Below are 24,023 nucleotides of genomic sequence, written 5' to 3'. Positions count from 1 at the left end.
ATTATATCGCCTGATTGGAAATAGTAGAAAAGCTGAGTTCGTCTTTTTGTGAATCCAATTGTTGTTTTGCTTGCACTAATTCATTTTGAAGTGTGGAAATACGCTGTTCTTGCTCCGTAATGATATTTGTCAATTGATTGGAGTAATCATCAGAAGGATTCATGCTTAATTGTTCAATTAGTTGTTTGACTTCTTTCATCATTGTCGTTAATTCAAATAACTGATCATCAAGATTATCGATTTTTTCTTCTGATTGAAGAATTAACTGGGTTGCGTTTGCAAGGTCTGTTTTAGTAGGTAGATTCATATAATTACTTAATTGCTCTGTATAAGTTTGAATTTGATCTAATTTGTTTGTTAATGGATTCATTTTTGAAGTTGTGAAATCAATAATGGACATTTGATTTAAACTGTTCTTAATACGGTTATTTAACCGATATTGTAATAAAGTGCCGCCTTTCTTTAATAACTCATAAAAATCGATTGTAACGTGTGCCATTTTCCTATCCCTCTTTCTTTTCTTTTTTAGTGAACATCCTAAAGCTTATTTCTAGACTCCCTTTTTTATAAACTAGAGGAAAGTCCACCATCAATGGCAATTGTTTGTCCTGTGATATAATTGGAAGATTCTCCAGCTAAGAGCAGAATAATTCCATCTAAATCACTTAATTCCCCTAAGCGCCTTGCTGGAATTCCAGCAGTAATTAGGTTTTTACTATCTTCTAATTTAGTCGTAATACTTGTCGGGAAAAAACCTGGTGCAATCGCATTTACTTGGATATTATAACGGGCTAACTTAATAGCTAATTCTTTGGTTAATGTAATGAGTGCGCCTTTACTCGTGTTATAAGCAATTGCATCTAATAAGTGCGGCGGAGTTCCGTTAAATGCGGTAACAGAAGAAATATTAATTATTTTGCCCTTTTTTTGTTCTGCCATTTTTTTAGCAGCTGCCTGTGAAAATAAAAAAGATCCTTTGAGATTAACATCAAGTACTTTATCCCATTTCTCTTCGGGATAATCAAGAAAAGGTGCCATCCAGGAAGTACCGCTGTTATTAATTAAGATATCTATAGTTTGGAATTTGGCGATTGTTTGGCTAATAACATTGTCTATATCCTCTTTTTTGGATACATCGCATGGAAGGGCTAATACCTTTATTCCTTTATCTTGTAATTTAGCAGCAGTTTTTGTACACTGTTCTAAGTTTCTGGAACAAATGACAATGTTAGCCCCAGATTCACCCAGCGTTTTGGCCATTTGTTCTCCTAACCCTCGACTTCCCCCTGAGATAATTGCCGTCTTATTCGTGAAATCAAAAAGTGAATTCATTTTCTTTACCATTCCTCCTGCGACATCTATTCCATATAGTATAGACAAGCAATGACCTAAGCGTGAATAAATTAATGGAATTACCTATGCCTATCCTGCACTTTTTTTATTAACAAAGAAAGCATTTATTTCTAGAAATTTAGCGATATAAGGCGATAGCCCAGTCCAAAAGGGGGACATTCGCATAGAAAATAGAGAAGAGAAATAAGTCTAAAATGAGAGTGGAGGTAATGTTGAAGAATGTATGGATACCCTTATCAGTATCAATATCCACAGCAAGATTCAAGAGCCTGGTTTGCAGCACCCTTTGTGGGTGGTTTATTAGGAGGAGTAATAGGCGGGGCTTTAGTGAGACCAAGACCGTTTTTTGGTCCTGTCCCATATGGCCCTGTTCCGTTTGGTCCAGCTCCGTTTGCTCCGGGACCATATGGACCGTATCCTTATTACTAAAAAATCCATCAATTGGATAGAAGAATAGCTGTTTTGGTAAAAGGTACAATTAATTATATAGCAATGATTGAACAGGTATAATCAATCATAACAAAAAGCGTTTTAGAAAAATAAAGTTCACTTATTCTTTATCGGATTATTTCAGGCAGTACGTTATACAGCCTGAAATAATCTATTATGAACAATTAAAAAATGCTAACGCCATCTCAATTGAACAGATAAGAAGCAGCAATAGGGTGGCTTATTTTTATGGTCGAAATTTAATGTAATCCCATCAGGATTATAAGCTATTGTAGGGGATTCTTTTACGCCAATTGATTTTATTAATTGCTCCACTGTTTCCGTTTTAGATAATTGAGCGGCATTCATGAGATTCTTGGAAAAGTCAGGAGAGTTAGCAAATTTTTTTAAACAGGTCTCCACATCAGGCAATAAAGATAGGGTATCCTTAGCAGAATTGATGAGTTTAGAAGGATTCGCTTCTGGGAGTTCTCGAAAATAGAGAGGGTAATGAAGATATGGGTGGAATGCTGCTAAAGTAGGGATTTTACGATGATAATATCGAGCGTGGTACATAGTAGCCATTCCTTTCATGCATAATTTTGCTTCTTTTATTCTATTCCTTATAAAGGGAATTTATGAATAAGAAAAGACTTGAAATCACATCAGGAAAAAATAGCCTGTTTCGATTTCAAGTCTTTAAAATATGCATAACTTTAAGATGTTTTATTTGTTTCTTAAAACTTACTACGGTGTTCGATTAGATCAATTGTTCCTAAGACCACATGTGCTAGTCCAAATCCAAAGACTGTATTGGAAATCATGGAATCGATTTTACGATTTTTTTTCATGGCAATGCCAGCAGTTGTAACGGCTGTTCCAAGAACAGTAGGGATTAATCCTTCACGTATATTTTTCATATTATTGTACTCCTGTTCTGTATTAGTCCAATGACAGGACAGGAATATTATTTGCTTATGATCGATAGCTTATCCTGCTAAAAACATTGGTTCCGCAGGCAAATGATGGGCTTATTTGCTTTTCGCAGCAGCGTTTCTCGCTTCTTTTAAATCATCTCTTATCGCTTCATCTGCCATTGGTATTTTTCTGTTATAAGCAGAGCGAATAATAAGTTGTCCCGCAACTGGAGATGTTAAGAAAATAAAGGCGATGGCAAGAATTAAACGGGAATTGAAAATTTGTTCCGACTGGAAAAAGTAGAGACAAGCACCAAGAAGGATAAACATGACCCCTAGTGTCGCAGATTTAGATGCTGCGTGACTTCTTGTGTACACATCAGGTAATCGTAATACGCCAATGCTTGCAACCAGACTTAATAAGGCTCCTAAGAGAATAAGAATAGCTATGATAATGCTAATGATTGTCGCGGTCATTTTCGATTATTACTCCTTTCTCCAGATACTTCGAGAAAGCTACCGTACCAATAAAGGCTAAAATACCAATGAGAAGAATAACTTCCAAAAAGGCTGATGTTTTTAACACCACTGATAAAATAGCAGTAATCGCAACAAGGTTGATTCCGATGGCATCTAAAGCGACTACTCTATCGGGAGTAGAAGGTCCCTTTACAACTCGATAAATAAATAAAATCGTCGAGGTAGAAACAATAAATAAAGATATATGCATAATCGTCTGGAACATCAAATACTCACCTCTTGTATGGCTTTTTCAAAGCTATTTTTGATACTGCTGATAGCGGCCTCTTTATCGCTAATATCGATTGCATGAATATATAGGATTTTATTATCTTCTGAAATATCTACAACAAGGGTTCCAGGTGTCAGGGTGATAAGGTTACAAAGTAGCGTTATTTCCCAGTCTTTCCTTAAATCCGTTTCGAGGGCAAAAATACCCGGCGTTACTTTTAACCTTGGTCGAAGAATAATTTTTAACACGGCAATATTAGAAAGTACTAATTCTCTTAGAAAAATACCTAAAAGCTTTAATATAGAAACAACTCGATATAAATAAAACTTATCGGAGAAAAATCTTCTTGTAATAAAAATGAGAATCAATCCGATAATAAAGCCGATTAGAAACGTATCTGGAGCGAAGGAGCCTTTCAGAAACATCCAAATAAAACTGATTACAAAATTTAATAATAATTGAAATGCCATTGTCATCACTCCTTTAATACGGCATTTATATAGTTTTCCGGCTGCAATAAACTTTCAACAGCGAGAGAAATATATGGTGAAATCACCTCTGCACCAATTCCGATTAGACAAGAAAGAAGGACTAGTAAACATCCGGGCAGTAAAAGTGTTTTTATAGGCTTTCTAGTAATATTATCTAATTCTTCTCCCCAAAAAGCTTTAACAAATATCTTGATAACAGATAGTAGAACGAGGAGACTCGATAGCACAACAATAAAACTTCCAATATAATTACTTTCTTCAAACGCTCCCTGGATAATTAGTAATTTACCAATAAAGCCACTTAATGGCGGAATACCTGCAAGTCCAAGTGCTGCAAGAAAGAAAGTCCAAGTAAGTAGAGGATATTTTTTCATTAAGCCACTCATATATTTTAAATTACTAGTTCCAGTAATATAAATCATGATTCCGATTAATAGAAACAGTGCTCCTTTAATAACCATGTCATGTAAAAGGTAGAAAATCGATCCATTTAAGGAAGTACTATTAAAAATAGAGAATCCATACAAGATAACCCCAATTGCCGTAACGATATTATAGATAATAATTTTTTTGACATCATTATAGGCAATTGCTCCAATTGCTCCTAAAATAATGGTTAGTAGAGAAAGGCTACCTAATAATGTAAAGACATAAGAATCTTCATAGAAGAAGAGGGAGTACGTCCGGGCAATCGAATAAACTCCAACTTTTGTTAATAGCGCTCCAAATAATGCAAGTATCGGTATTGGAGCGGCATAATAAGATCCTGGAAGCCAGAAAAATAACGGGAAGAGAGCTCCTTTTAATCCAAAAACGATTAAGAACAGGACAGCTATGACCGTTAATATGCCTGATCCATCCACTTCGCTGATTCGTTCTGAAATAGACGCCATATTTAAAGTGCCAACAACAGAATAAATATAGGCAACGGCAATAACGAAGAGTGCAGAAGCGACAACATTTACAATAATGTATTTTACTGTTTCTCTTAATTGAATTTTTGTATTTCCAAGAACAAGTAGTACATAGGAAGCCATTAACATTACTTCAAAGAATACAAACAAGTTAAAGATATCGCCAGTTGAAAACGCACCAATAACACCAACTAAGAGAAATTGAATCATAGCGTAATAAAAGTAATTTTCCCTTTCTCTATCGATTCCCTTAAAGGAGTAGAGGATACAACAAAAGGCGATTATATTTGTTGTTAACACAAGAAGTGCTGATACCATATCTGATACAATCGTTATCCCAAACGGAGCATCCCAATTACTCAAATTTACTGTTTGAATTCCCTCGTTTTTGATTTTATCTATTATAAATAGCACAATAATAATCGAAACACTAGTGCTCAATAAGGAAATAATCCGTTGTAAGATGGTCTTCTTATAAAAGAAAATCAACATGATTCCTGTGAGTAAAGGAATTAAAATTGGAAATAGAATTAAATTACTCATGCTTTTTCCCTCTCAATTTCTCCAAATTATCTGTCCCTAATTCTTGATAAGTTCTGTATGCAAGTACTAATAAGAAGGAAGTGACACCAAAGCTAATAACAATCGCAGTTAATATTAATGCTTGGGGTAACGGGTCAGAATAACTGTCAGCATGCTGACCTAAGAGAGGAGCAGCACCTTTCTTTAAACCACCCATCGTTAATATTAATAAGTGAACCCCATGGCTAAGAAGGCCAGTTCCAATAATAATGCGCAATAGACTCTTAGAAAGAATTAAATACGTCGCACACATAAATAAAATGCCGATAATGAATGCCATTAAGAATTCCATTAGTCATCCTCTCCAATCGTTTGAATAATGGTCATTGTAACTCCCACTACTACTAGGAAAACCCCGAGATCAAACAGTGCAGCAGTGTGAAGGGACGTTTCTCCTAATAAAGGCAAGTGCGCATGTTTATTAAAAAAATGCGTTAAAAATGGTTTCCCATCTAATACGGCAATCATTCCTGTTAAAGTGCTTATCAGCAAGCCTATTGCAGTAACATAGATAAAATTAACAGGGAAGATTTTTTTTACTAATTTTAAATCATAAGCTATCAGCAATAGAACTATTGCTCCACTTGCCATTAATCCGCCGATAAAGCCTCCGCCTGGTGTATAGTGACCAGAAAAAAAGAGATCAACTGCATACAGAAGTATCAAAAAGACAATGACTTTTGTAATGGTTTGTAAAACTAAATTATTTATTTTCATTTTTCTTTCCTCCCATTCTCAAAGTTATCATCGAATAAATACCAATAGCAGCAATAGCTAATACTGTAATTTCAAAGAGTGTATCAAATCCCCTGAAATCCACTAAGATAACATTTACCATGTTTTCTCCTGCTGCTTTCGTATAAGTATTCTCCACATAAAATTGAGAAATGGAATCGAACAGTTTCGTGCTATAGGAGGCAATCGCAATAACCATCACTACGAGTCCTACTAGTACGGAAATGACTGCGTTTGATAATTTGAAAGGAATACTTTCCTTTTTTCTAGCATTTCTAGGTAAATGGTAAAAACACAATAAGAATAAAGCAACGGAAACTGTTTCAATAACTAATTGAGTTAAAGCAAGGTCAGGTGCGCGAAATACTACGTAAAATAAAGAAACGGTATATCCGACTGCCCCTAAAAGAATAATAGAGGTCAAACGGGATTTAGCAAATAGTATAGCTATGGTGGAAATCACCAGAACAAGCGACAGTACTACTTCGTATCCACCAATTGGTGCTAGTCGGGAAGTGTCTATTGTAAATCCATCCTTTGCAAATAAAGTATAAGAAAGGATTAGGATAAAGAAAGAAAAGACATAAATGAGATAGGTGCGCAAGGAACCTGTCATATATCTGTTTGTCAGCTTGTTAAATCCATTTTCTGTTTCGCCAAATAACCAATCATATATTCGATTCCAAATAACAGGAATGGCTTGATAGATAACAGACCATTTTCCCACAGTTAAATAGAGAATTATTCCCAATACAATGACCCCAATTGTCATAAATAACTCAGGTTCAAATCCATGCCAGTGATAGATATGCAGATCATAAACGCCTCCGCCATAAATAGATGTAATAGCAGGAGAAAGAATGGTATTGGATAGAAGACCAGGAAATAATCCAAATATGACAACAAGTGATACTAAGATAATGGGTGAAATCAGCATACCCATTGGTGCTTCATGTGGTTTAGCAGATAATTTTTCTGGTTGATATTTTCCAGTGAAAGTTTTAAATACAAGAATCATGCTATAGACAAATGTAAAGATGCTGCCGACCCAGGCGATGACAGGTAATAAAACTCCCCATGTATCTAGGTTAAACATTTGGAAATCAAGAATATTTAACATGCTTGCAAAGAACATCTCTTTGCTTAGAAATCCATTAAATGGGGGGATTCCAGCCATAGACATCGAGCCGACTAATGCGATAGCAAATGTGATAGGCATAATTTTCATCAGGCCGCCTAAACGGCGAATATCTCTTGTTCCAGTTTCGTGGTCAACAATTCCAACCATCATAAACAAACTTCCTTTAAAGGTTGCATGGTTGACAAGATGGAAGACTGCAGCAGCTGTAGCAATGTAATACACACTTTCATTGTCATAGTGGACACCAGCAGCTCCAATCCCTAGTAAAGACATAATCATTCCGAGCTGACTAATGGTTGAGTAGGCGAGAAGACCTTTTAAGTCTACTTGTTTTATCGCCATAAAAGATCCATATATCAGTGTAACAATCCCGACAAGTGATACAATCCACAGCCAATAACCAGACACTGCAAAGACAGGACTTAAACGGGCCACAAGATATATTCCAGCTTTAACCATTGTAGCGGAATGCAAATAACTGCTGACTGGTGTTGGAGCTTCCATTGCATCAGGCAGCCAAATATGGAAGGGAAATTGGGCCGATTTTGTAAATGCTCCAAGTAAGATGCAAATCATCCCTAAAATAAATAACGGATGAGACATAATAGATTCTTGTTGAACAGAAGTAATTATTTCTGAAATAGTAAAGGAACCGGTCATTAGGTAAAGTAGGACAATCCCTGCTAATAAGGAAAGACCACCAAATACGGTAACAACCATTGATTTGATTGCGCCATATCGCGAATTACTTCGATTATTCCAAAAACCTATTAAAAGGAACGAAGAAATACTTGTAATTTCCCAGAACATATAAAGAACAATGAGATTATCAGATAAGACGACCCCGAGCATTGCTCCCATGAATAACAGAAGATATACATAGAAATGATTGACCTTCTCTTTGTTTTTATCCAAATAATAAATGGAATAGAGAATAACAAGAGAACCGATTCCAGTTATTAATAAGGCAAATAGCATGCCAAGACCGTCTAATTTTACGGCGAAATCGATTCCTAGTGATGGGATCCAGGGGATTGATTCTACTTTTGTATGTAAATTTGAGGTTGTCCCAATGTTTCGGCAAAAATAAATAAACAACAGCAAGGGAAGTAGAAGAACAAACCATCCCGTATGTATTTTTTTCCTAAATATAAATGTGATCGGTATTAATAGGGTGTATAAAAATGGTGCAAGTACAGCCCAGTGAAGAATAGACAAATTAACCCCTCCTTTAACTTTGCTAAAAGACGCTTGAAATGATTGAACATGTTAAAGTATAACGCAAAAAAAAACGCTCTGCATATAGGAAACTAGAAATTAAGTTAAGACTAAACCTTTCTATTAAATAGGTAGAAACATGGTCTAAAACAGGAAAAAATTTTTTGTTTTTTGTGTAAAACATCCATCTTTTTGTTCAAACTAATGGTGAGGTGGTATACTTTGCAATTAAAAATAAAAGTAAATATTTCCATTTGTCTATTTTCTTTATGTCTTTTTGTTGGAATTTTATTGGACAACTTCCAAAAAAGAGAGTTTTATTCACTGGAGGAACTTCTTTTCATAGAAGAGGCAAACTCTCCTTTTTTGGATGAAACGATGATTCCTTTTCAACCAAGAGAATATATCAGGATAATCGCAGAAGAATAATGCAGCGAAAAGGGACAGCCGTTTATTAAGGGTTGTTCTTTTTTTATGTTCTGCAGTAGAAGGAAAAATATGTGTAAGGGAAAAACTTGTTTATTTCATAAATATCCAAATGGAAGCAGTCTTTCGTATTTCCCAAACTATATTTAAACAGGAGAGCTATCCAGTTTTTTTTACGTTGCATTTCTGCATAGAACCAATAAATGGATCTGATAAGTTAATAAAAAAAATAAAGATAAAAATACAGAAAATTAAAAAGGTTAAGTGATATTCTGTTATAATATAGATAAATAAAAGACAGCTAGTTTATCGAGATGCATAGAAGAAAGAACGGTTTAGACAGGATGATTCATGTGAAATATCGATAAAAAAGAAGGTGAAAGAATGGAAAAGCAACAGTATTTATTTATTGACTTTGAATTCACCATGCCAGAGAAAAGTAGTAAGTTTAAGGGGTTTTATCCAGAAATTATTGAAGTTGGTATTGTAGCCGTTGTTGGTGATACCATAAGGGAACAGTTTTCTTCATATGTAGTACCCCGTAAGTTTTCAACCCTTTCAAGGAGATGCAAATCTTTTCTACATATTTCACAAGAACAAGTAAATAACGGGATATCTTTATACGATCTAATGAAAAAGCTTGAGGCAATTTGTAACGGATATCAAAATATTATTGTTACATGGGGAAACATGGATATGAAAGTGCTAAAGGATAATTGTCATAAAGCACAACTTCCCTTTATTCTATCTTGTAAAGAAGTTGATTTATCGATGGAATATAAGCGGTTTTTTGGTGATAAAAACCAAACAGGCTTATGGAAAGCAGTTAGGGAATATGGCAGAGAGGGAACTGGGAAACATCATCGTGCTTTAGATGATGCCTTAACCACTTATCATATTTTTAAACTTGTTGAGCAAGATAAGAAGTACTTGGGGAAATCTAATCAACCAACCATTGGAGACTTAATTGATATGTCTAAATTATTTAATAAGTTTGCATAAAAAAGACGAAGAATACATTCCTCGTCTTTTTTGTTATTTTCTTCTAAACGATTTTATAGTATTCTGCATTAAGTATTTCCAGGTTTTTTAAACTTTGAATAGCGAAAGCAGAATCATCTTCTTGAAGCTCTTTACGCATTTTTTCGATAGCTGTTTGTAGGGAATCATTATAAGAAGGAATGGAGTCTTCCTTATATAGCTTGACCATTTTCTTTGAAGCATTCATCTGTTCTCGGTAAGAAAGGGCTTTTCTTTCATGGAAAATATCAACTATGGCCTCTTTTGGCTGATGCAAATCCCCTTGCATCGGATGCTTTAAGACCGCAAGAACCCTTACTAAATAACTTTGAGGACGAATCTCTGTAATTTCCCCGATGTATTTTCCAGTTTTATAAAAAGCGGTGACGATGGAACCGATAGCTAGTTCTGACAATCTAATCCCTCCAGATTTTCTTTCCTTTAATAGTATCACAAAGGCTATAGTTTGATAAACGAGAATAACTGCATAATAAGGAGTCTTTTTTCAAATATTAATACCAAACCGTCCATGGAGGAAAAAAGATGAGAAAACTGAGTTTATTAGTGCTGATAACCATTTTCCTAACCGGCTGTGCGGAGGGGGAAGTGACAAAAGCAGAGGTAGAAATGTTTAATGATGTGGGAGACTCTTTAGGAACAATTAAATTGCAGGAGCAGGCTGACGGAGTAAAATTATCTTTAAATTTAAAAGGTCTAACTCCAGGAATCCATGGTATTCATATACATGAAACAAATAAATGTGATGCTCCAGATTTTCAATCGGCAGGCAATCACTTTAATCCAGATAATAAAGAACATGGTTTACTTCACCCAGAAGGTGCCCATGCAGGTGATTTACCTAATATCTTGGTAAAGGAAGATGGAACCGTAAAAGCTGAGCTAATGGCACCACAAGTAACCCTTAGAGATGGAAAAAAATCATTATTCAGCAAAAAAGGGACTTCAATCGTTATTACCGAACAACAAGATGACGGAATGACTCAACCTGCAGGGGATTCAGGCGAAAGAATCGCATGTGGATCGATTAAAAAGAAATAATTCTATATGAAACAACAGGCGACTTTTAGGATTGCCTGTTGTTTCTTTGGTTCATTTCTAAGAAGCTGGGACAAACAAAAAATGTTTTAGGATTTTTTAGTGTTGTTATTCTGCTTCTTTTATACGAAAAAGATTTAGATTCGCCTTTATAAGATTCCTGTTTTACTGAAATGTTTGTACGAGAATAAAAATATTCAATCCAACAATTAAAATAGCCATAACCCATGAAATAATCGTAATCCATTTTGTATTGACTAGGTTTCCCATGATACGTTTTGAACTAGTAAACATTATTAATGGAATAAGAGCAAAACCAATTCCAAATGATAAAATTACTTGACTTATTACTAGTGCAGTTGTTGGATTAATACCTAATGCAATGACAGCAATAGGAGGCACCATTGTAATAAATCTTCTTACATATAAAGGAATGCGAAAATGAATAAATCCTTGCATAATAACATCTCCAGACATCGTTCCTACAGATGAACTGGATAATCCAGCAATTAATAAACCAAGTCCAAATAAAGTTGCTGAAACGGGATTTACTAACTGTCCAAAATAGTTAAAAGCTACATCTAAATCTTCTACAAATAATCCATTTTTATGGAATAATGCACTAGAGACGATAAGCATTGCCCCATTAATAAATCCTGCAATCAACATGGCAATAAGGATATCGATAAATTCAAAGCGGAAGATTTGCTTTTTCTCTTTATCCGTTTCCCCAACAATTCTATTCTGTGTTAATGCAGAATGTAAGTAAATCGCATGTGGCATTACTGTAGCCCCAAGGATCCCAGCAGCTAAAATTACGCTATCTACTCCATCAAATTGTGGAGTGAATAACCCATGTAATAAAGATGGAACATCTGGCTTCGCAAAGAACATTTGTACAATAAAAGAAAGGACAACAATAAATAGCATCGCAGTAATTCCTGCTTCTAGAGAACGGTATCCCCGTCTTTGTAATTCAAGAATAGCAAAAGATCCTACAGCAGCAATCAGACTAGCTTCCAGTAAAGGAATACCAAAGAGAAGATAAATACCAAGTGCTGCACCAATAAACTCTGCTAAATCTGTTGCCATAATGACAAGCTCACCTTGTATCCACAAGCCGATAGATACAGGCTTGGGAAATTCCTCTCGTGCTATCTCTGCTAAATTTTTACCGGTAGCGATACCTAATTTTGCTGATAAGGATTGAATAATTAACGCCATAATATTAGAAAAAAGAATAACCCATAATAATAAGTATCCATATTTTGATCCAGCAGCAATATTCGTTGCGAAGTTTCCTGGATCAATGTAGGCAATTGCCGCAATGAATGCTGGTCCTAGAAACGGAAGGATTTTTTTCCAACCTTTAACTTCCTTGCTAAACACACTTTTTGCTGATTTAGAATGAATTTTTTCTAAAGATCGATTTCTGTCCATTTTTCTCACCTGATTTTGCTTTGGTTTAAAAAGTTTCGTTAATGCAACTTTTATATAAAAGATATTCCTAAATTAGAAAATTGTCAATCTATTTGTGTTATTAATTTATAGGAATTTTTGTTAATTTGTTGAGGGAGTATGGGAGTGTAGAATACAGGAAATACAAAAAATACCTAGCTGAATTTCCAGCTAGGTATTATAAGCTATTATTTTACTTCTTGTGTACCAGTTACTTCGCCATCAATTACAGCAGAAGATTTAAATGCATCACTTTTGTAATAAACATTACCATCTACTTTTGCAGTAGCGTCAATAGTAAATCCATTAGCTTCTACGTAAACATCACCGACAAAAGTACCGCCTTGGATTTTGAAATTTTCACTTTGTACAGTCATTTTAGGAGCTGTTAAAGTGAAGGAATCAATAATGTTATGGTCTTCATCTTGTGTATAAAGAGCAAGTTTACGATAGATTGGATTAGCAGCATCATTTTTATCGTGGAATTCACCAGCTACTAAGATATCACTGTCTACTTTTAAATCTTGAAGTGTTGCAACAATCCAAGTTCCATCAGCACTTAATGCTTTCACTAGTGGATCTGCTTCATTTACGATTGAAGCTGTTGTTACTACATCAGCTGATTGTTCTGCTTTTTTCTCTTCTTTCTTTGGTTCTGTGTCTGTATTTCCACAAGCAGTTAAAAGTGCTCCTGCTAAGATGGAAGCTAGTAAAACTTTTGGTGTAATTTTCATGATTAGTTCCCCCTATAAATGTTCTTTATATTGTTATGTGAATGGATTCACAATACAACATTATATTAACATACAGTTTGTAGTTGTAGAGGGGGGAGGTGTGACTAATTTGTGAAAGAAATATGGTGAATATGTGACTTTATTTTAATAATCAGAAAATTGGCAACAGGCTTTTTCTTCCATCAGTTATTCGTTTTGCATAAAAAAAAGAGCGAGGTTTGTCGGGAAAAAAATTCCCAACAAACCTCGCTTCTTTATAACTGCGTAACATCAATTTATTGATTCATCCACTCTGGTTTACCGAAGCCTTTAAAATCCTCATCAATTACTTTTTCGAATTCTGCTGATTCAACAGCGGCTTTGATATCTTTAGCGAATGGAGCATCTATGTCTTTTGTATTAACAACAACACGATTACGATATTGATCGAGCATATTTTCTAGTTTTAGTGCATCTAATAAGTTCATTTTTGCTGCTAGGGCGAAGTTGCCTGGTACAGCGGATAAATCTACACTGTCAACTGCACGAGGTAATTGTGCCGCTTCAATTGTTTCAAATTTTAGGTTTTTAATATTCTTTGTCACATCTTTTTCAGACACAGTAAGTGGATCCGCAGCTTGATCAATTTTAATTAAGCCAGCTTCCTCTAAAATTAAGAAGGCACGAGCCGCATTGGTCGGATCGTTAGGGATAGCAATTGTTGCCCCATCTGTAATATCTTCCAAGCTTTTAAACTTTTTGGAATAAATACCCATTGGTGCAGTTGGAACAGAAATTAGTTCAGATAACTCTATGTTATTTTGTTGAGCAAAAGATTCCATATAAATTTTATGTTGGAATAGATTCGCATCAATACTACCATCGGCTAGAGCTTTATTTGGCTGCACATAATCTGTAAACTCTGTAATTTCTACTTTATAGCCTTTCTCTTCTAAAATAGGTTTAATTGCCTTTTTAACCATGTCTGCATAGGGACCAGAAGTAGCACCAATATTAATTTCCTTTTTCTCCCCTGAATCTGCATTGTTTTTGTCTTGTCCGCAAGCACTAAGTACTGTAAATGATAATAATAATAGAATTCCTATAAGTATTTTTTTCATTGTCTTTTCCTCCTATTAACTTAAAGTGATTATTAACGCTTATCCAATGTCTTGGATATTTTATCCCCAAAGAATTGAATGATTTGAACTAAGCAAATGAGAACAACGACAGTCGTAATCATGACAGTATTATCATAGCGATAATAGCCGTATTGAATGGCAAGATCACCTACACCGCCGCCGCCGACTATTCCAGCCATAGCAGAATAGGCAATTAAATTAATAATGGTAATAGTGATTCCTTGAATAATTCCAGGTCTTGCTTCTGGTATTAAGACTTGCCAGATAATCATCCATGGGGAAGCGCCGATAGCAACGGAAGCTTCAATTACTCCTTTATCAATTTCACGAAAAGCTTGTTCTACTATTCTTGCAAAAAACGGAATCGCAGCAACAGATAGAGAAACAGAAGCAGCAGTAGGACCAATCGTTGTGTTGGTAATCCATTTTGCTAATGGTAAAAGGGCGATTAGTAAGATAATGAAAGGGATTGACCGCACCATGTTTACAACAAAGCCCACCGTGTTTTTTAATAGTGTATTTTCGAGAAACAATCCTTTATCTGTTACAAATAAGAGGATTCCGATCGGTAAACCCACAATAATAGCCACAACAATAGAAATGCCAACCATATATAAGGTTTCAAAAAATGCTGAATTTAAGTCGGGAAGTAACTCGATCAAATAATTCCAATCCAGACTAAGAGGCATGATATATCACCTCCACATTTTTGGTGCGATCTTTAATATACTGTATCGCTTTTACAATTTCATTTTCTTCCCCTGTTAATTCCATGATAAAAATACCAAGGGGATTATTTTGAATATATTCAATTTTTCCATGAAGAATATTTCCCTTCACCTGATAGTGCTGAAAGGCGTCCGAGATAATTCCCTCTTCCGCGATGGCACCTTGAAAGGTAACCTTAATAATTTTCCCTTTTCTTTCTTCTAATAGGTGGTTAGGTAATTCAAATTGAAGAATGCTATTTACAAAGTTTTTAGTAAGCTCCTGTTTTGGGTTTGCAAACATATCGTAAACTGGACCTTCTTCCACTACCTTCCCTGCTTCCATGACAGCCATTCGATCACAAATATCTTTCACAACCTCCATTTCATGGGTGATTAGAACGATGGTTAAACCAAGTTCCTTATTAATTTTTTTTAATAACGCAAGAATGGATTTTGTTGTAGTTGGATCAAGTGCAGAAGTTGCTTCATCACAAAGAAGTACGGTTGGATTATTTGCAAGGGCTCTTGCGATTCCGACTCTTTGCTTTTGTCCTCCACTTAATTGGGCAGGAAAGACATCTTTCTTATCTGCCAGCCCCACCATATCAAGCAACTCTAATACCCGTTTATGTATTTTCTTAGAAGGTAAATTAGCTGCTTTAAGAGCAAAAGCAATATTTTCATATACCGTTTTACTACTAACAAGGTAAAAATGTTGAAAGATCATGCCTATTTTTAAGCGAGCAGCTCTTAATTGCTTTTGATTTAACTTTGTTAAAGAAATATTGTCAATGATAATTTCTCCACTGGTTGGCTTTTCCAATAAATTGAGACAGCGAAGCAGAGAGCTTTTACCTGCTCCACTATAGCCGACAATTCCAAATATTTCGCCTCTTTTAATAGATAAAGAAACATGGTCAACACCAATGACTTGTTCTTTTTTTGTTTTATATATTTTGACCAAATCATTTATTTGTATCATTAGAAAATACTATCCCCCTTTGCCAAAAACGCCATGTTTTGTAACATTATTTTAAAACCTTTATCGGTTAAGATTGGTGAAAATTCCTTTCGGTAAGTCTGGGAAATAAAAAAAACTTCTTTCATTTTGAAAGAAGTATCGTATTAAATATACCGATCTTATCTTTCAGAATAAGTCATTCTGCAGGAGTTAGCACCTTCCTTTAGGAAAGGAGGTTGCTGGATGTCATCGGGCCTGTTCCCTCAATCTCTCTTGATAAGTAATTATGGAATTTTCACTAAATGAATAATAAAGCTAAAATACTGAATTGTCAATAAAAATTTACCTTTAAAATAGCTAGATTGGAGGGGGCTCTCCATTTCTGTTATCTTCTTCAGAAGGATATATGATAGAATGGTTTCTGAACAAATGGAACGAAAGGTGACAACGGATGAATAGTCAGGAAATTAATTTAGAATGTGTGCGTTTATTAAATGAATGGGACCCTTTTTCAATAGGAGAGGGCAATTATGATACTGAAATTGCGGATATTCTTCAAGCAATACATGATGTTGATTTGGAAGATGATCTAGCAGCTTCTATCCAAGCTATCTTTGAATTTTCTTTTGAAGAGAAGCTCCCTTTAGAGGATTGCACAGCAATCTCTCATAAACTTTTATCTCTAAAACGAAACAGTTCCTGCTCTTTTTAGAGAGTCAAATAAACTCTTTTTGATGAATAAAAAGTTATCAGTTGCTTCTCTTTTCAACTTCTAAAGTTTTTTTATAGATAGAAATTCCAGCAAATAATTTGCATATAATTTTGGTTTTAAAAAATGAAATTAGCGCATTAAATTTAGTGATAATTTGATATAATGAGAATATTTAAAAGGCAAGCAGGAGGATGGACATGAAACTAACAGATAAAGAAATTGAAATTGCAGAAATTCTAGAAAAAGATGCGAGGATTTCTGATGAAGATATAGCTAAGATGATTGGGGAAGATTTAGAAAAGACAAAAGAGTTGATTGCGAAATTAGAAGAAGTAAATGTCGTAGTGCGTTATACATCAATAGTAGATTGGTCAAAAGTGGAAGGTCATGAAGGTGTTACTGCAATGATTGATGTAAAAGTTACACCTAAAAGAGGGGTAGGCTTTGACGAGGTTGCTCAAAGAATTTATCGTTTTAAAGAGGTTAAGTCACTATATTTAATGTCAGGAGCATATGATTTATCAGTTATTATTGAAGGCAAATCGATGAATGAAGTAGCAAGATTTGTTTCAGAAAAACTATCTACATTGGATTCAGTTATCTCAACAACAACTCATTTTATTTTAAAACAATATAAGCATGATGGAACAATATTTGAACAATCGGATGATGACAAAAGAATTGTGGTGTCACCGTAATGAGACAAACAAAAAGTTATATTGCACAAAAGGTTGAGGAAATGAAACCATCTGGAATACGCAGATTTTTTGATTTAGCATCCGGTATGGAAGGAGTTATTTCCCTCGGTGTAGGAGAGCCAGATTTTGTCACCTCCTGGTCAACAAGAGAGGCAGCAATTTTATCACTCGAACAAGGGTATACCTCATATACGGCAAATCCTGGACTACTCGAGCTTCGAGAGGAAATCAGTCATTATATGCAAAAAAGATTTATGGTATCCTATAAGCCATCTTCAGAAATCATTGTAACTGTTGGAGCTAGTCAGGCAATCGATATCGCTTTACGGGCTATTTTGAACCAAGGAGAAGAGGTTATTGTTGTTGAACCATGCTTTGTTTCCTATGCACCGTTAGTAACGCTTGCAGGAGGGGTTCCAATTGCGGTTCAAAGCTTAAAGGAGAATAATTTTAAAATCAAGCCTTTTCAACTAGAAGAAGTCATTACGGACCGAACAAAAGCAATTATGCTTTGTTCGCCTAATAATCCTACCGGATCCACACTCTCTCAAGAGGAGCTTGCAGCAATTGTGGCAGTAGCAGAAAAGTATGACTTGCTTATTCTTTCCGATGAAATATACGCAGAGCTTTGCTATGATGAAGAATATACAAGTACAGCAGCAATAGAGGGAGCATGGAAACGTACTATTCTCCTTTCTGGTTTTTCAAAGGGATTTGCCATGACAGGCTGGAGACTAGGTTTTGTTTGTGGACCAGAGGAATTAATTCAAGCGATGCTAAAGATTCATCAATATAGTTTAATGTGTGCCCCAACGATGGCTCAATATGCTGGATTAGAAGCATTGCGAAGTGGTGAAAACGATGTAGAAGAAATGAAGAAAAGCTACCGGCGCAGAAGGAATTTTATCGTTCAATCCTTAAATGATATGGGGTTAACTTGTCATATGCCTGGCGGAGCTTTTTATGCGTTTCCTAATATAACAGCGACAAAAATGAATGCAGAGTCATTCGCAGAAAGACTGCTGATGGAAGAAAAAGTAGCAGTTGTGCCAGGAAGTGTATTTGGTGAAAGTGGCGAAGGACACGTTCGTTGTTCCTATGCTACATCGTTGCAACAATTGCAAGAAGCTATGAAACGAATGAAGCGATTTGTCGAAAAATATTCTAAATAAAGGCAAAAAGAGGTGTTGAATAGATGGGAAGTCCCATCCTTTCAAATGCCTTTTTTTATTTAAGCTGGTTCCGTAAAGGTCATAGTTTAAGCAAAAGATTAACGGGAATTATAACAGTAAAAATAAATCCTTTTGTAAATATGGCGATATTGTGATATAATCTTATAATGCATATAAAAGGAAAATTAATATAAACAATTAGGAGTGTTCTCATGTCAGATAAAATTGAAGTTGGAAGTGTTATTACAGGAAAGGTAACAGGCATTCAACCATATGGTGCGTTTGTTTCTTTAGATGAAAATACACAAGGTTTAGTTCATATTTCTGAAGTAACCCATGGTTATGTAAAAGATATTAATGAATTTTTAAAAGTTGGCGATGAAGTGAACGTTAAAGTTCTTTCCATTGACGAAAATGCTGGAAAAATTGGTCTTTCTATCCGTGCAACAGAAGAAGCACCAGCGCAACCAGAAGCTGCTAAAGCAAAAAAACCTCGTCCTAAACGTCAAACAGCTGCTGTAGTTGAAACAGAAAACGTACAAGGATTTAATACGTTAAAAGATAAATTACAAGAGTGGATTGATCAATCTAACCGCGATGATTTAATTAAAAAATAACATTTTATAAAGGGCTGTCCAATGTGAATTACACATTAGGCAGCCTTTTTTGCGCTTTTCAAGGGAGAGGTAATCTAGAATGAATTTTTAGAAAATAAATATCTATCCATCTGTAGAAAAATCAGCTAAAGTTAATAATATAGATCTTTACTTACATTTATACATTAAATGGGAGGATGATTAAATGGTACAAGAAGTTAATAAATCTATCTCACTAATGGAACAGTCAGAGAAATATGGAGCAAAAAATTATAATCCATTGCCGATTGTTATTTCAGGAGCAGAAGGAGTCTGGATTACCGACCCTGAAGGAAATAAATATATGGATATGCTGAGTGCTTATTCCGCATTAAACCAAGGGCATCGTCATCCTAAAATAATCCAAGCATTGAAGAGACAAGCGGACCGTGTAACCTTAACTTCTCGAGCCTTTCATCATGATCAATTAGGTCCTTGGTATGAAAAGATTAGCTCCCTAACAAAAAAAGAGATGATCTTACCGATGAATACAGGTGCTGAAGCCGTAGAAACTGCTATCAAAGCAGCAAGAAGATGGGGATATGACTGCAAAGGAATAGAAAAGGACAAAGCAGAACTCATTGTGTGCGAGGGGAATTTTCATGGAAGAACACTGGGAGCCGTTTCTCTTTCCTCGGATGAAGAATATAAACGCGGATTTGGACCATTATTACCAGGGATTAAAACAATTGCCTATGGAGATATTGAACAATTACAAGAAGCGATTACCGCAAATACAGCCGCATTTATTGTAGAACCAATTCAGGGGGAGGCTGGTATTATCATTCCGCCTCTAGGCTTTATGGAAGAAGCCTATCGATTATGTAAGGCTAATAATGTTTTGTTTATTGCCGATGAAATTCAAACAGGTCTATCAAGAACAGGTAAATTATTTGCGAGTGAGTGGTACGATATTGTACCAGATATGTATATTTTAGGAAAAGCGCTTGGAGGAGGAGTCTTTCCTATTTCATGTGTAGTTGCAGATAAAGACATATTAGGTGTTTTTAATCCAGGCTCTCATGGATCAACCTTTGGAGGAAATCCAATGGCGTGTGCTGTATCAATTGCAGCTATAGATGTAATCTTAGAAGAGAATTTGACCGATCGTTCGGCGCAATTAGGCGAGTACTTTCTTCAAAAGTTATCGGAAATAACAAATCCAATAATAAAAGAAATACGCGGAAGAGGATTGTTTATAGGGGTTGAATTAAAGGTTGAGGCTAGAACTTATTGTGAAAAGTTAAAAGAAGTAGGACTGTTATGCAAAGAAACCCATGATTCCGTCATTCGCTTTGCTCCACCATTAACGATTACGAAGGAAGAGCTAGATTGGGCGATAGAGCGTATAAAGCAAGTATTAAATGAGGATATCCAGGATCTAAACTAAATAAAAACGAACCATTCCTTACAAAAAAGCCAAACAATTCAGCAAGTTGAATTGTTCGGCTTTATTTTTGTTTATCCATTTTTATTTATCTAGCTGTTTTTGGGATAGACTCTCTTTCAGCTGCAGAAGATGGCTTAAATAATAAACCAAGGTTAATTAATCCTGCAATTCCGACTAAACCGTAAATAATACGAGAAACGACAGATCCTTGGCCGCCGAATAATGTTGCCACTAAATCAAATTGAAAAAAGCCAATTAATCCCCAATTTATTGCTCCTATAATCGTTAATATTAATGCAACTCTTTGGATTGCGCTCATTTTATGTCCTCCTTAAAAAATATAGTGGAATCTTTCTTATTCTTAGTAGAATTCACGAAAGTATGCATTTGGGGAAAATTTAACGAATAATGAATGATAGAGAAAACACATACTATTTGTCAGTACTAAGCTCAATCTTTTGATTTTCTCATAAGTTTGATTAATAATAAGCGTACAATTAGTATTTCTTTGTACTAATGTAAAAACAGAATGGGAGGCATTCATTTGGAAAACTTTGTTTTTTATAACCCGACAAAACTTATTTTTGGTAAAGGGCAATTGGCACAACTAAAAGATCAATTAGCTTCCTATGGTAAAAAAATCCTCTTAGTATACGGAGGAGGAAGTATTAAAAGAAACGGTCTATATGATAATGTAATGACCATCTTAAAGGAAAATGGCAAAGAGGTATTTGAATTATCTGGTGTAGAGCCTAATCCTCGATTAACTACTGTACAACGTGGAGTTGATATATGTAAAACAGAAGGCATTGATTTTATTTTAGCAGTTGGTGGAGGAAGCGTTATTGACTGTACTAAGGCCATTGCAGCAGGAGCAAAATTTGATGGGAACCCTTGGGAGTTCATCACAAAAAAAGCTATGCCTAAAGCAGCGTTACCATTTGGCACAGTTTTAACACTTGCAGCCACTGGTTCTGAAATGAACTCTGGCTCTGTTATTACTAATTGGGAAACACAAGAGAAAGTTGGCTGGGGAAGTCCATTTACATTCCCGGTATTTTCTATTTTAGATCCGGAAAATACATATACAGTTCCGAAAGATCAAACAATATACGGAATTGTAGATATGATGTCACATGTGTTTGAACATTATTTCCATTTAGAAGAACACACAGAATTACAGGATTATATGTGTGAATCTGTATTGAAAACGGTTATAGAGTTTGGGCCAAAACTTGTAAACGACCTAGAAAATTATGAATATCGTGCTGCAATATTATATTGTGGAACGATGGCTCTTAATGGTATGCTTAATATGGGATATCGTGGTGATTGGGCTACCCACAACATTGAACATGCTGTTTCTGCAGTGTATGATATTCCTCATGGTGGAGGACTTGCCATTCTTTTTCCTAATTGGATGAAGCATAATTTAGCAGTAAAACCAGAACGCTTTAAGCAATTAGCTGTTCGCGTATTTGGGGTAGACCCAGAAGGGAAAACAGCGGAAGAAGCTGGTCTAGAAGGAATTGAGAAATTACGAGCATTCTGGAATGACCTTGGTGCACCTTCTCGTTTAGCTGATTACGACATTGATGATAGTAAACTTGAGTTAATGGTTGAAAAAGCAATGACGAATGGTGGATTTGGCCAATTTAAAGTGTTAGATGCAGAGGATGTTTTAGCAATTTATAAAGCCTCTTTATAAAAAAATGAAGAAAGACGAGCAAACAGTTCGCATGAATTGTTTGTTCGTCTTTCTGTAATAAAGAAGAAATGGAATAATTGGTGAAAAAATTAAAAAAAACAGTTTGTATCCGTTTTCATATCAAGTTCTTTCTTGATTACTTTTTCTACTTCCGATAAAGTGGAAGAGGAGTATAAATTAATTATATTGGAGGATCATTTATGACACACGTTCGTTTTGATTACTCAAAGGCATTAAGTTTCTTTGGAGAGCACGAAATTACATATTTAGAAGATGCAGTTAAAGTTGCCCATCATTCCTTGCATGAAAAAACTGGACAAGGAAGTGATTTTTTAGGATGGATCGATCTTCCTGTAGATTATGATAAAGAAGAATTTGCTCGCATTCAAAAAGCAGCAGAAAAAATTAAAAGCGACTCAGAGGTTTTACTTGTAATCGGTATTGGTGGTTCTTACCTAGGAGCACGTGCTGCAATTGAAATGTTAAATCATAGCTTCTATAATTCTTTATCAAAAGAAAAGAGACAAACACCACAAATTATCTTTATTGGAAAAGATATTAGCTCCACTTATATGAGTGATGTTATTGACTTCCTTGGAGATAAAGATTTCTCTATTAACGTTATTTCTAAGTCTGGAACAACTACTGAGCCGGCAATTGCGTTCCGTATTTTCCGTAAATTGTTGGAACAAAAATATGGAGTAGAAGAAGCGAGAAAGAGAATCTATGCTACTACTGATAAAGCAAAAGGAGCTTTAAAAACTCTTGCTACAGAAGAGGGCTATGAATCATTTATTATCCCAGATGATGTTGGTGGACGCTATTCTGTTTTAACACCAGTTGGTTTATTACCAATCGCTGTCAGCGGTGCGGATATTACAGCAATGATGGAAGGGGCAGCAGCGGCTAGAACAGATTTCGGTACATCTGAATTAAAAAATAACATTGCCTATCAATATGCTGCAGTTCGTAACGTTCTTTATAACAAAGGAAAAACAATTGAAATGTTAATCAACTACGAGCCAGGATTGCAATACTTCTCTGAGTGGTGGAAGCAATTGTTTGGTGAAAGTGAAGGGAAAGACCAAAAAGGTATTTATCCTTCTTCAGCAAACTTCTCAACAGACCTTCACTCTTTAGGACAATATGTGCAGGAAGGCCGTCGCGATATTTTTGAAACAATTGTTAAAGTAGATAAGCCTCGTCATGAATTAGTTATCGAAGCAGAAGAAAATGACTTAGACGGGCTAAATTATTTAGCTGGACAAACTGTTGACTTTGTTAATAATAAAGCATTTGAAGGTACGTTACTTGCACATACAGATGGCGGTGTGCCAAATTTAATTGTAACAATACCAGAAATGAATGAATATACATTTGGATATCTTGTGTATTTCTTCGAAAAAGCTTGTGCGATTAGTGGATATTTATTAGGAGTAAACCCATTTGATCAACCAGGGGTTGAAGCATACAAAGTAAATATGTTTGCTTTACTAGGTAAACCTGGCTTTGAAGAGAAAAAAGCAGAGTTAGAAAGTCGTCTATAAGATAGAATGGATTGAGCTGCCGATATACTCGTATTTGAGTATTCGACAGCTTTTTTATTTAGGAAAACATACTTGCTTCTCTATTCATTTTTAATTCAAGATGTTTAAAGGTTTTAAGAGAGGTTAAATAAATAGAAAGGGGTA

At 35.2% G+C, this 24,023-nt stretch carries 29 protein-coding genes and 1 riboswitch; of the genes, 11 read left to right on the top strand and 18 right to left on the bottom strand.

Translation table 11 applies throughout. From position 1 onward, the window contains the following. Position 1 precedes the first annotated feature (1 nt). Positions 2–499, bottom strand: coding sequence for a hypothetical protein (locus NSQ92_RS16450; protein WP_047942228.1), 498 nt, complete (start codon positions 497–499; stop codon positions 2–4). Positions 500–564: 65 nt separating this feature from the next. Further along, positions 565–1,332 (bottom strand): glucose 1-dehydrogenase, encoded by a 768-nt coding sequence (locus NSQ92_RS16445; RefSeq protein ID WP_341152963.1) that lies wholly within the window; start codon positions 1,330–1,332, stop codon positions 565–567. Positions 1,333–1,572: 240 nt separating this feature from the next. Between NSQ92_RS16445 and NSQ92_RS16440 the strand changes: the two genes are divergently transcribed. Next, positions 1,573–1,782 (top strand): hypothetical protein, encoded by a 210-nt coding sequence (locus NSQ92_RS16440; RefSeq protein WP_061799055.1) that lies wholly within the window; start codon positions 1,573–1,575, stop codon positions 1,780–1,782. A 195-nt stretch (positions 1,783–1,977) separates the two neighbouring features. Here NSQ92_RS16440 and NSQ92_RS16435 read toward each other — a convergent pair whose 3' ends face one another. The 9 genes from NSQ92_RS16435 to NSQ92_RS16395 all read right to left on the bottom strand — a co-directional run bounded on the left by NSQ92_RS16435 (position 1,978) and on the right by NSQ92_RS16395 (position 8,531). Further along, positions 1,978–2,376, bottom strand: coding sequence for a hypothetical protein (locus NSQ92_RS16435; protein ID WP_144546589.1), 399 nt, complete (start codon positions 2,374–2,376; stop codon positions 1,978–1,980). 143 nt (positions 2,377–2,519) lie between these two features. Continuing rightward, positions 2,520–2,702 carry a hypothetical protein gene (locus NSQ92_RS16430; protein WP_047942225.1) on the bottom strand — a complete coding sequence of 61 codons (183 nt, stop codon included), beginning with the start codon at positions 2,700–2,702 and terminating at the stop codon, positions 2,520–2,522. 111 nt (positions 2,703–2,813) lie between these two features. Then, positions 2,814–3,176 carry a monovalent cation/H(+) antiporter subunit G gene (gene mnhG, locus NSQ92_RS16425; RefSeq protein ID WP_095259317.1) on the bottom strand — a complete coding sequence of 121 codons (363 nt, stop codon included), beginning with the start codon at positions 3,174–3,176 and terminating at the stop codon, positions 2,814–2,816. Continuing rightward, on the bottom strand, positions 3,157–3,444 hold the full coding sequence (locus NSQ92_RS16420) for a Na(+)/H(+) antiporter subunit F1 (protein ID WP_047942223.1): 288 nt from the start codon (positions 3,442–3,444) through the stop codon (positions 3,157–3,159). Before NSQ92_RS16420 ends, mnhG begins: the two co-directional genes overlap by 20 nt. Then, on the bottom strand, positions 3,444–3,920 hold the full coding sequence (locus NSQ92_RS16415) for a Na+/H+ antiporter subunit E (protein ID WP_251688413.1): 477 nt from the start codon (positions 3,918–3,920) through the stop codon (positions 3,444–3,446). The genes NSQ92_RS16420 and NSQ92_RS16415 overlap by 1 nt, the downstream gene beginning before the upstream one ends. A 5-nt stretch (positions 3,921–3,925) precedes the next feature. Then, entirely contained in the window at positions 3,926–5,398 is a 1,473-nt protein-coding gene (locus NSQ92_RS16410) for a Na+/H+ antiporter subunit D (RefSeq protein WP_341152962.1), read from the bottom strand. After that, positions 5,391–5,729 carry a Na(+)/H(+) antiporter subunit C gene (locus NSQ92_RS16405; protein WP_047942219.1) on the bottom strand — a complete coding sequence of 113 codons (339 nt, stop codon included), beginning with the start codon at positions 5,727–5,729 and terminating at the stop codon, positions 5,391–5,393. Before NSQ92_RS16405 ends, NSQ92_RS16410 begins: the two co-directional genes overlap by 8 nt. Beyond that, the gene (locus NSQ92_RS16400; RefSeq protein ID WP_047942218.1) at positions 5,729–6,154 is read right to left on the bottom strand and encodes a Na(+)/H(+) antiporter subunit B; all 426 of its coding nucleotides are present in this window, start codon (positions 6,152–6,154) and stop codon (positions 5,729–5,731) included. The genes NSQ92_RS16405 and NSQ92_RS16400 overlap by 1 nt, the downstream gene beginning before the upstream one ends. After that, positions 6,141–8,531 (bottom strand): Na+/H+ antiporter subunit A, encoded by a 2,391-nt coding sequence (locus tag NSQ92_RS16395; RefSeq protein WP_341152961.1) that lies wholly within the window; start codon positions 8,529–8,531, stop codon positions 6,141–6,143. Before NSQ92_RS16395 ends, NSQ92_RS16400 begins: the two co-directional genes overlap by 14 nt. A 222-nt stretch (positions 8,532–8,753) precedes the next feature. Between NSQ92_RS16395 and NSQ92_RS16390 the strand changes: the two genes are divergently transcribed. Further along, positions 8,754–8,960, top strand: coding sequence for a hypothetical protein (locus tag NSQ92_RS16390; RefSeq protein WP_047942216.1), 207 nt, complete (start codon positions 8,754–8,756; stop codon positions 8,958–8,960). 381 nt (positions 8,961–9,341) lie between these two features. After that, complete coding sequence (gene kapD / locus NSQ92_RS16385) at positions 9,342–9,959, top strand: 3'-5' exonuclease KapD (protein WP_047942214.1); 618 nt, start codon at positions 9,342–9,344, stop codon at positions 9,957–9,959. Positions 9,960–10,002: 43 nt separating this feature from the next. On the opposite strand, the gene NSQ92_RS16380 is transcribed toward kapD, so the two are convergent. Further along, positions 10,003–10,392 carry a kinase-associated lipoprotein B gene (locus tag NSQ92_RS16380; RefSeq protein ID WP_341152960.1) on the bottom strand — a complete coding sequence of 130 codons (390 nt, stop codon included), beginning with the start codon at positions 10,390–10,392 and terminating at the stop codon, positions 10,003–10,005. A 128-nt stretch (positions 10,393–10,520) separates the two neighbouring features. Here NSQ92_RS16380 and NSQ92_RS16375 point away from each other — a divergent pair, with 128 nt between their 5' ends. Further along, complete coding sequence (locus tag NSQ92_RS16375) at positions 10,521–11,036, top strand: superoxide dismutase family protein (RefSeq protein ID WP_341151756.1); 516 nt, start codon at positions 10,521–10,523, stop codon at positions 11,034–11,036. A 162-nt stretch (positions 11,037–11,198) separates the two neighbouring features. On the opposite strand, the gene NSQ92_RS16370 is transcribed toward NSQ92_RS16375, so the two are convergent. The 5 genes from NSQ92_RS16370 to NSQ92_RS16350 form a co-directional block, all read right to left on the bottom strand. Continuing rightward, positions 11,199–12,473, bottom strand: coding sequence for an Nramp family divalent metal transporter (locus NSQ92_RS16370; protein ID WP_144581254.1), 1,275 nt, complete (start codon positions 12,471–12,473; stop codon positions 11,199–11,201). A 206-nt stretch (positions 12,474–12,679) separates the two neighbouring features. Continuing rightward, positions 12,680–13,225, bottom strand: coding sequence for a polymer-forming cytoskeletal protein (locus tag NSQ92_RS16365; RefSeq protein ID WP_061799041.1), 546 nt, complete (start codon positions 13,223–13,225; stop codon positions 12,680–12,682). 275 nt (positions 13,226–13,500) lie between these two features. Further along, positions 13,501–14,325, bottom strand: a complete 825-nt coding sequence (locus tag NSQ92_RS16360; protein ID WP_341152959.1) for a MetQ/NlpA family ABC transporter substrate-binding protein — start codon at positions 14,323–14,325, stop codon at positions 13,501–13,503. Between the two features lie 32 nt (positions 14,326–14,357). Continuing rightward, positions 14,358–15,035 carry a methionine ABC transporter permease gene (locus NSQ92_RS16355; protein ID WP_061799039.1) on the bottom strand — a complete coding sequence of 226 codons (678 nt, stop codon included), beginning with the start codon at positions 15,033–15,035 and terminating at the stop codon, positions 14,358–14,360. Further along, the gene (locus tag NSQ92_RS16350) at positions 15,025–16,038 is read right to left on the bottom strand and encodes a methionine ABC transporter ATP-binding protein (RefSeq protein WP_061799037.1); all 1,014 of its coding nucleotides are present in this window, start codon (positions 16,036–16,038) and stop codon (positions 15,025–15,027) included. The genes NSQ92_RS16355 and NSQ92_RS16350 overlap by 11 nt, the downstream gene beginning before the upstream one ends. Positions 16,039–16,193: 155 nt before the next feature. Beyond that, positions 16,194–16,300, bottom strand: a riboswitch (SAM riboswitch). Between the two features lie 168 nt (positions 16,301–16,468). On the opposite strand from NSQ92_RS16350, the gene NSQ92_RS16345 reads away from it, so the two are divergent. The 5 genes from NSQ92_RS16345 to NSQ92_RS16325 all read left to right on the top strand — a co-directional run bounded on the left by NSQ92_RS16345 (position 16,469) and on the right by NSQ92_RS16325 (position 20,624). Further along, positions 16,469–16,729 carry a DUF1871 family protein gene (locus NSQ92_RS16345; RefSeq protein WP_047942205.1) on the top strand — a complete coding sequence of 87 codons (261 nt, stop codon included), beginning with the start codon at positions 16,469–16,471 and terminating at the stop codon, positions 16,727–16,729. Between the two features lie 197 nt (positions 16,730–16,926). Then, a complete protein-coding gene (locus tag NSQ92_RS16340; RefSeq protein WP_047942204.1) occupies positions 16,927–17,427 on the top strand; it encodes an Lrp/AsnC family transcriptional regulator in 501 nt (166 codons plus the stop codon). Then, positions 17,427–18,599: an aminotransferase gene (locus NSQ92_RS16335; protein ID WP_341152958.1), complete on the top strand. Its 1,173-nt coding sequence runs from the start codon at positions 17,427–17,429 to the stop codon at positions 18,597–18,599. The genes NSQ92_RS16340 and NSQ92_RS16335 overlap by 1 nt, the downstream gene beginning before the upstream one ends. Positions 18,600–18,811: 212 nt before the next feature. Continuing rightward, complete coding sequence (gene yugI / locus NSQ92_RS16330; RefSeq protein WP_095259324.1) at positions 18,812–19,216, top strand: S1 domain-containing post-transcriptional regulator GSP13; 405 nt, start codon at positions 18,812–18,814, stop codon at positions 19,214–19,216. Positions 19,217–19,400: 184 nt separating this feature from the next. Next, positions 19,401–20,624, top strand: coding sequence for an ornithine--oxo-acid transaminase (locus tag NSQ92_RS16325; RefSeq protein ID WP_047942201.1), 1,224 nt, complete (start codon positions 19,401–19,403; stop codon positions 20,622–20,624). A gap of 85 nt (positions 20,625–20,709) precedes the next feature. On the opposite strand, the gene NSQ92_RS16320 is transcribed toward NSQ92_RS16325, so the two are convergent. Next, positions 20,710–20,943, bottom strand: a complete 234-nt coding sequence (locus NSQ92_RS16320) for a DUF378 domain-containing protein (protein WP_047942200.1) — start codon at positions 20,941–20,943, stop codon at positions 20,710–20,712. 225 nt (positions 20,944–21,168) lie between these two features. Between NSQ92_RS16320 and NSQ92_RS16315 the strand changes: the two genes are divergently transcribed. Further along, positions 21,169–22,332 (top strand): iron-containing alcohol dehydrogenase, encoded by a 1,164-nt coding sequence (locus NSQ92_RS16315; RefSeq protein WP_061799022.1) that lies wholly within the window; start codon positions 21,169–21,171, stop codon positions 22,330–22,332. A gap of 200 nt (positions 22,333–22,532) precedes the next feature. After that, entirely contained in the window at positions 22,533–23,879 is a 1,347-nt protein-coding gene (locus NSQ92_RS16310) for a glucose-6-phosphate isomerase (protein WP_061799020.1), read from the top strand. Positions 23,880–24,023 lie beyond the last annotated feature (144 nt).

The organism is Niallia sp. FSL M8-0099, assembly GCF_038006945.1.
Taxonomy (GTDB): Bacteria; Bacillota; Bacilli; order Bacillales; family Cytobacillaceae; genus Niallia; species Niallia circulans.
This window is presented reverse-complemented; position numbering and strand designations above follow the sequence as displayed.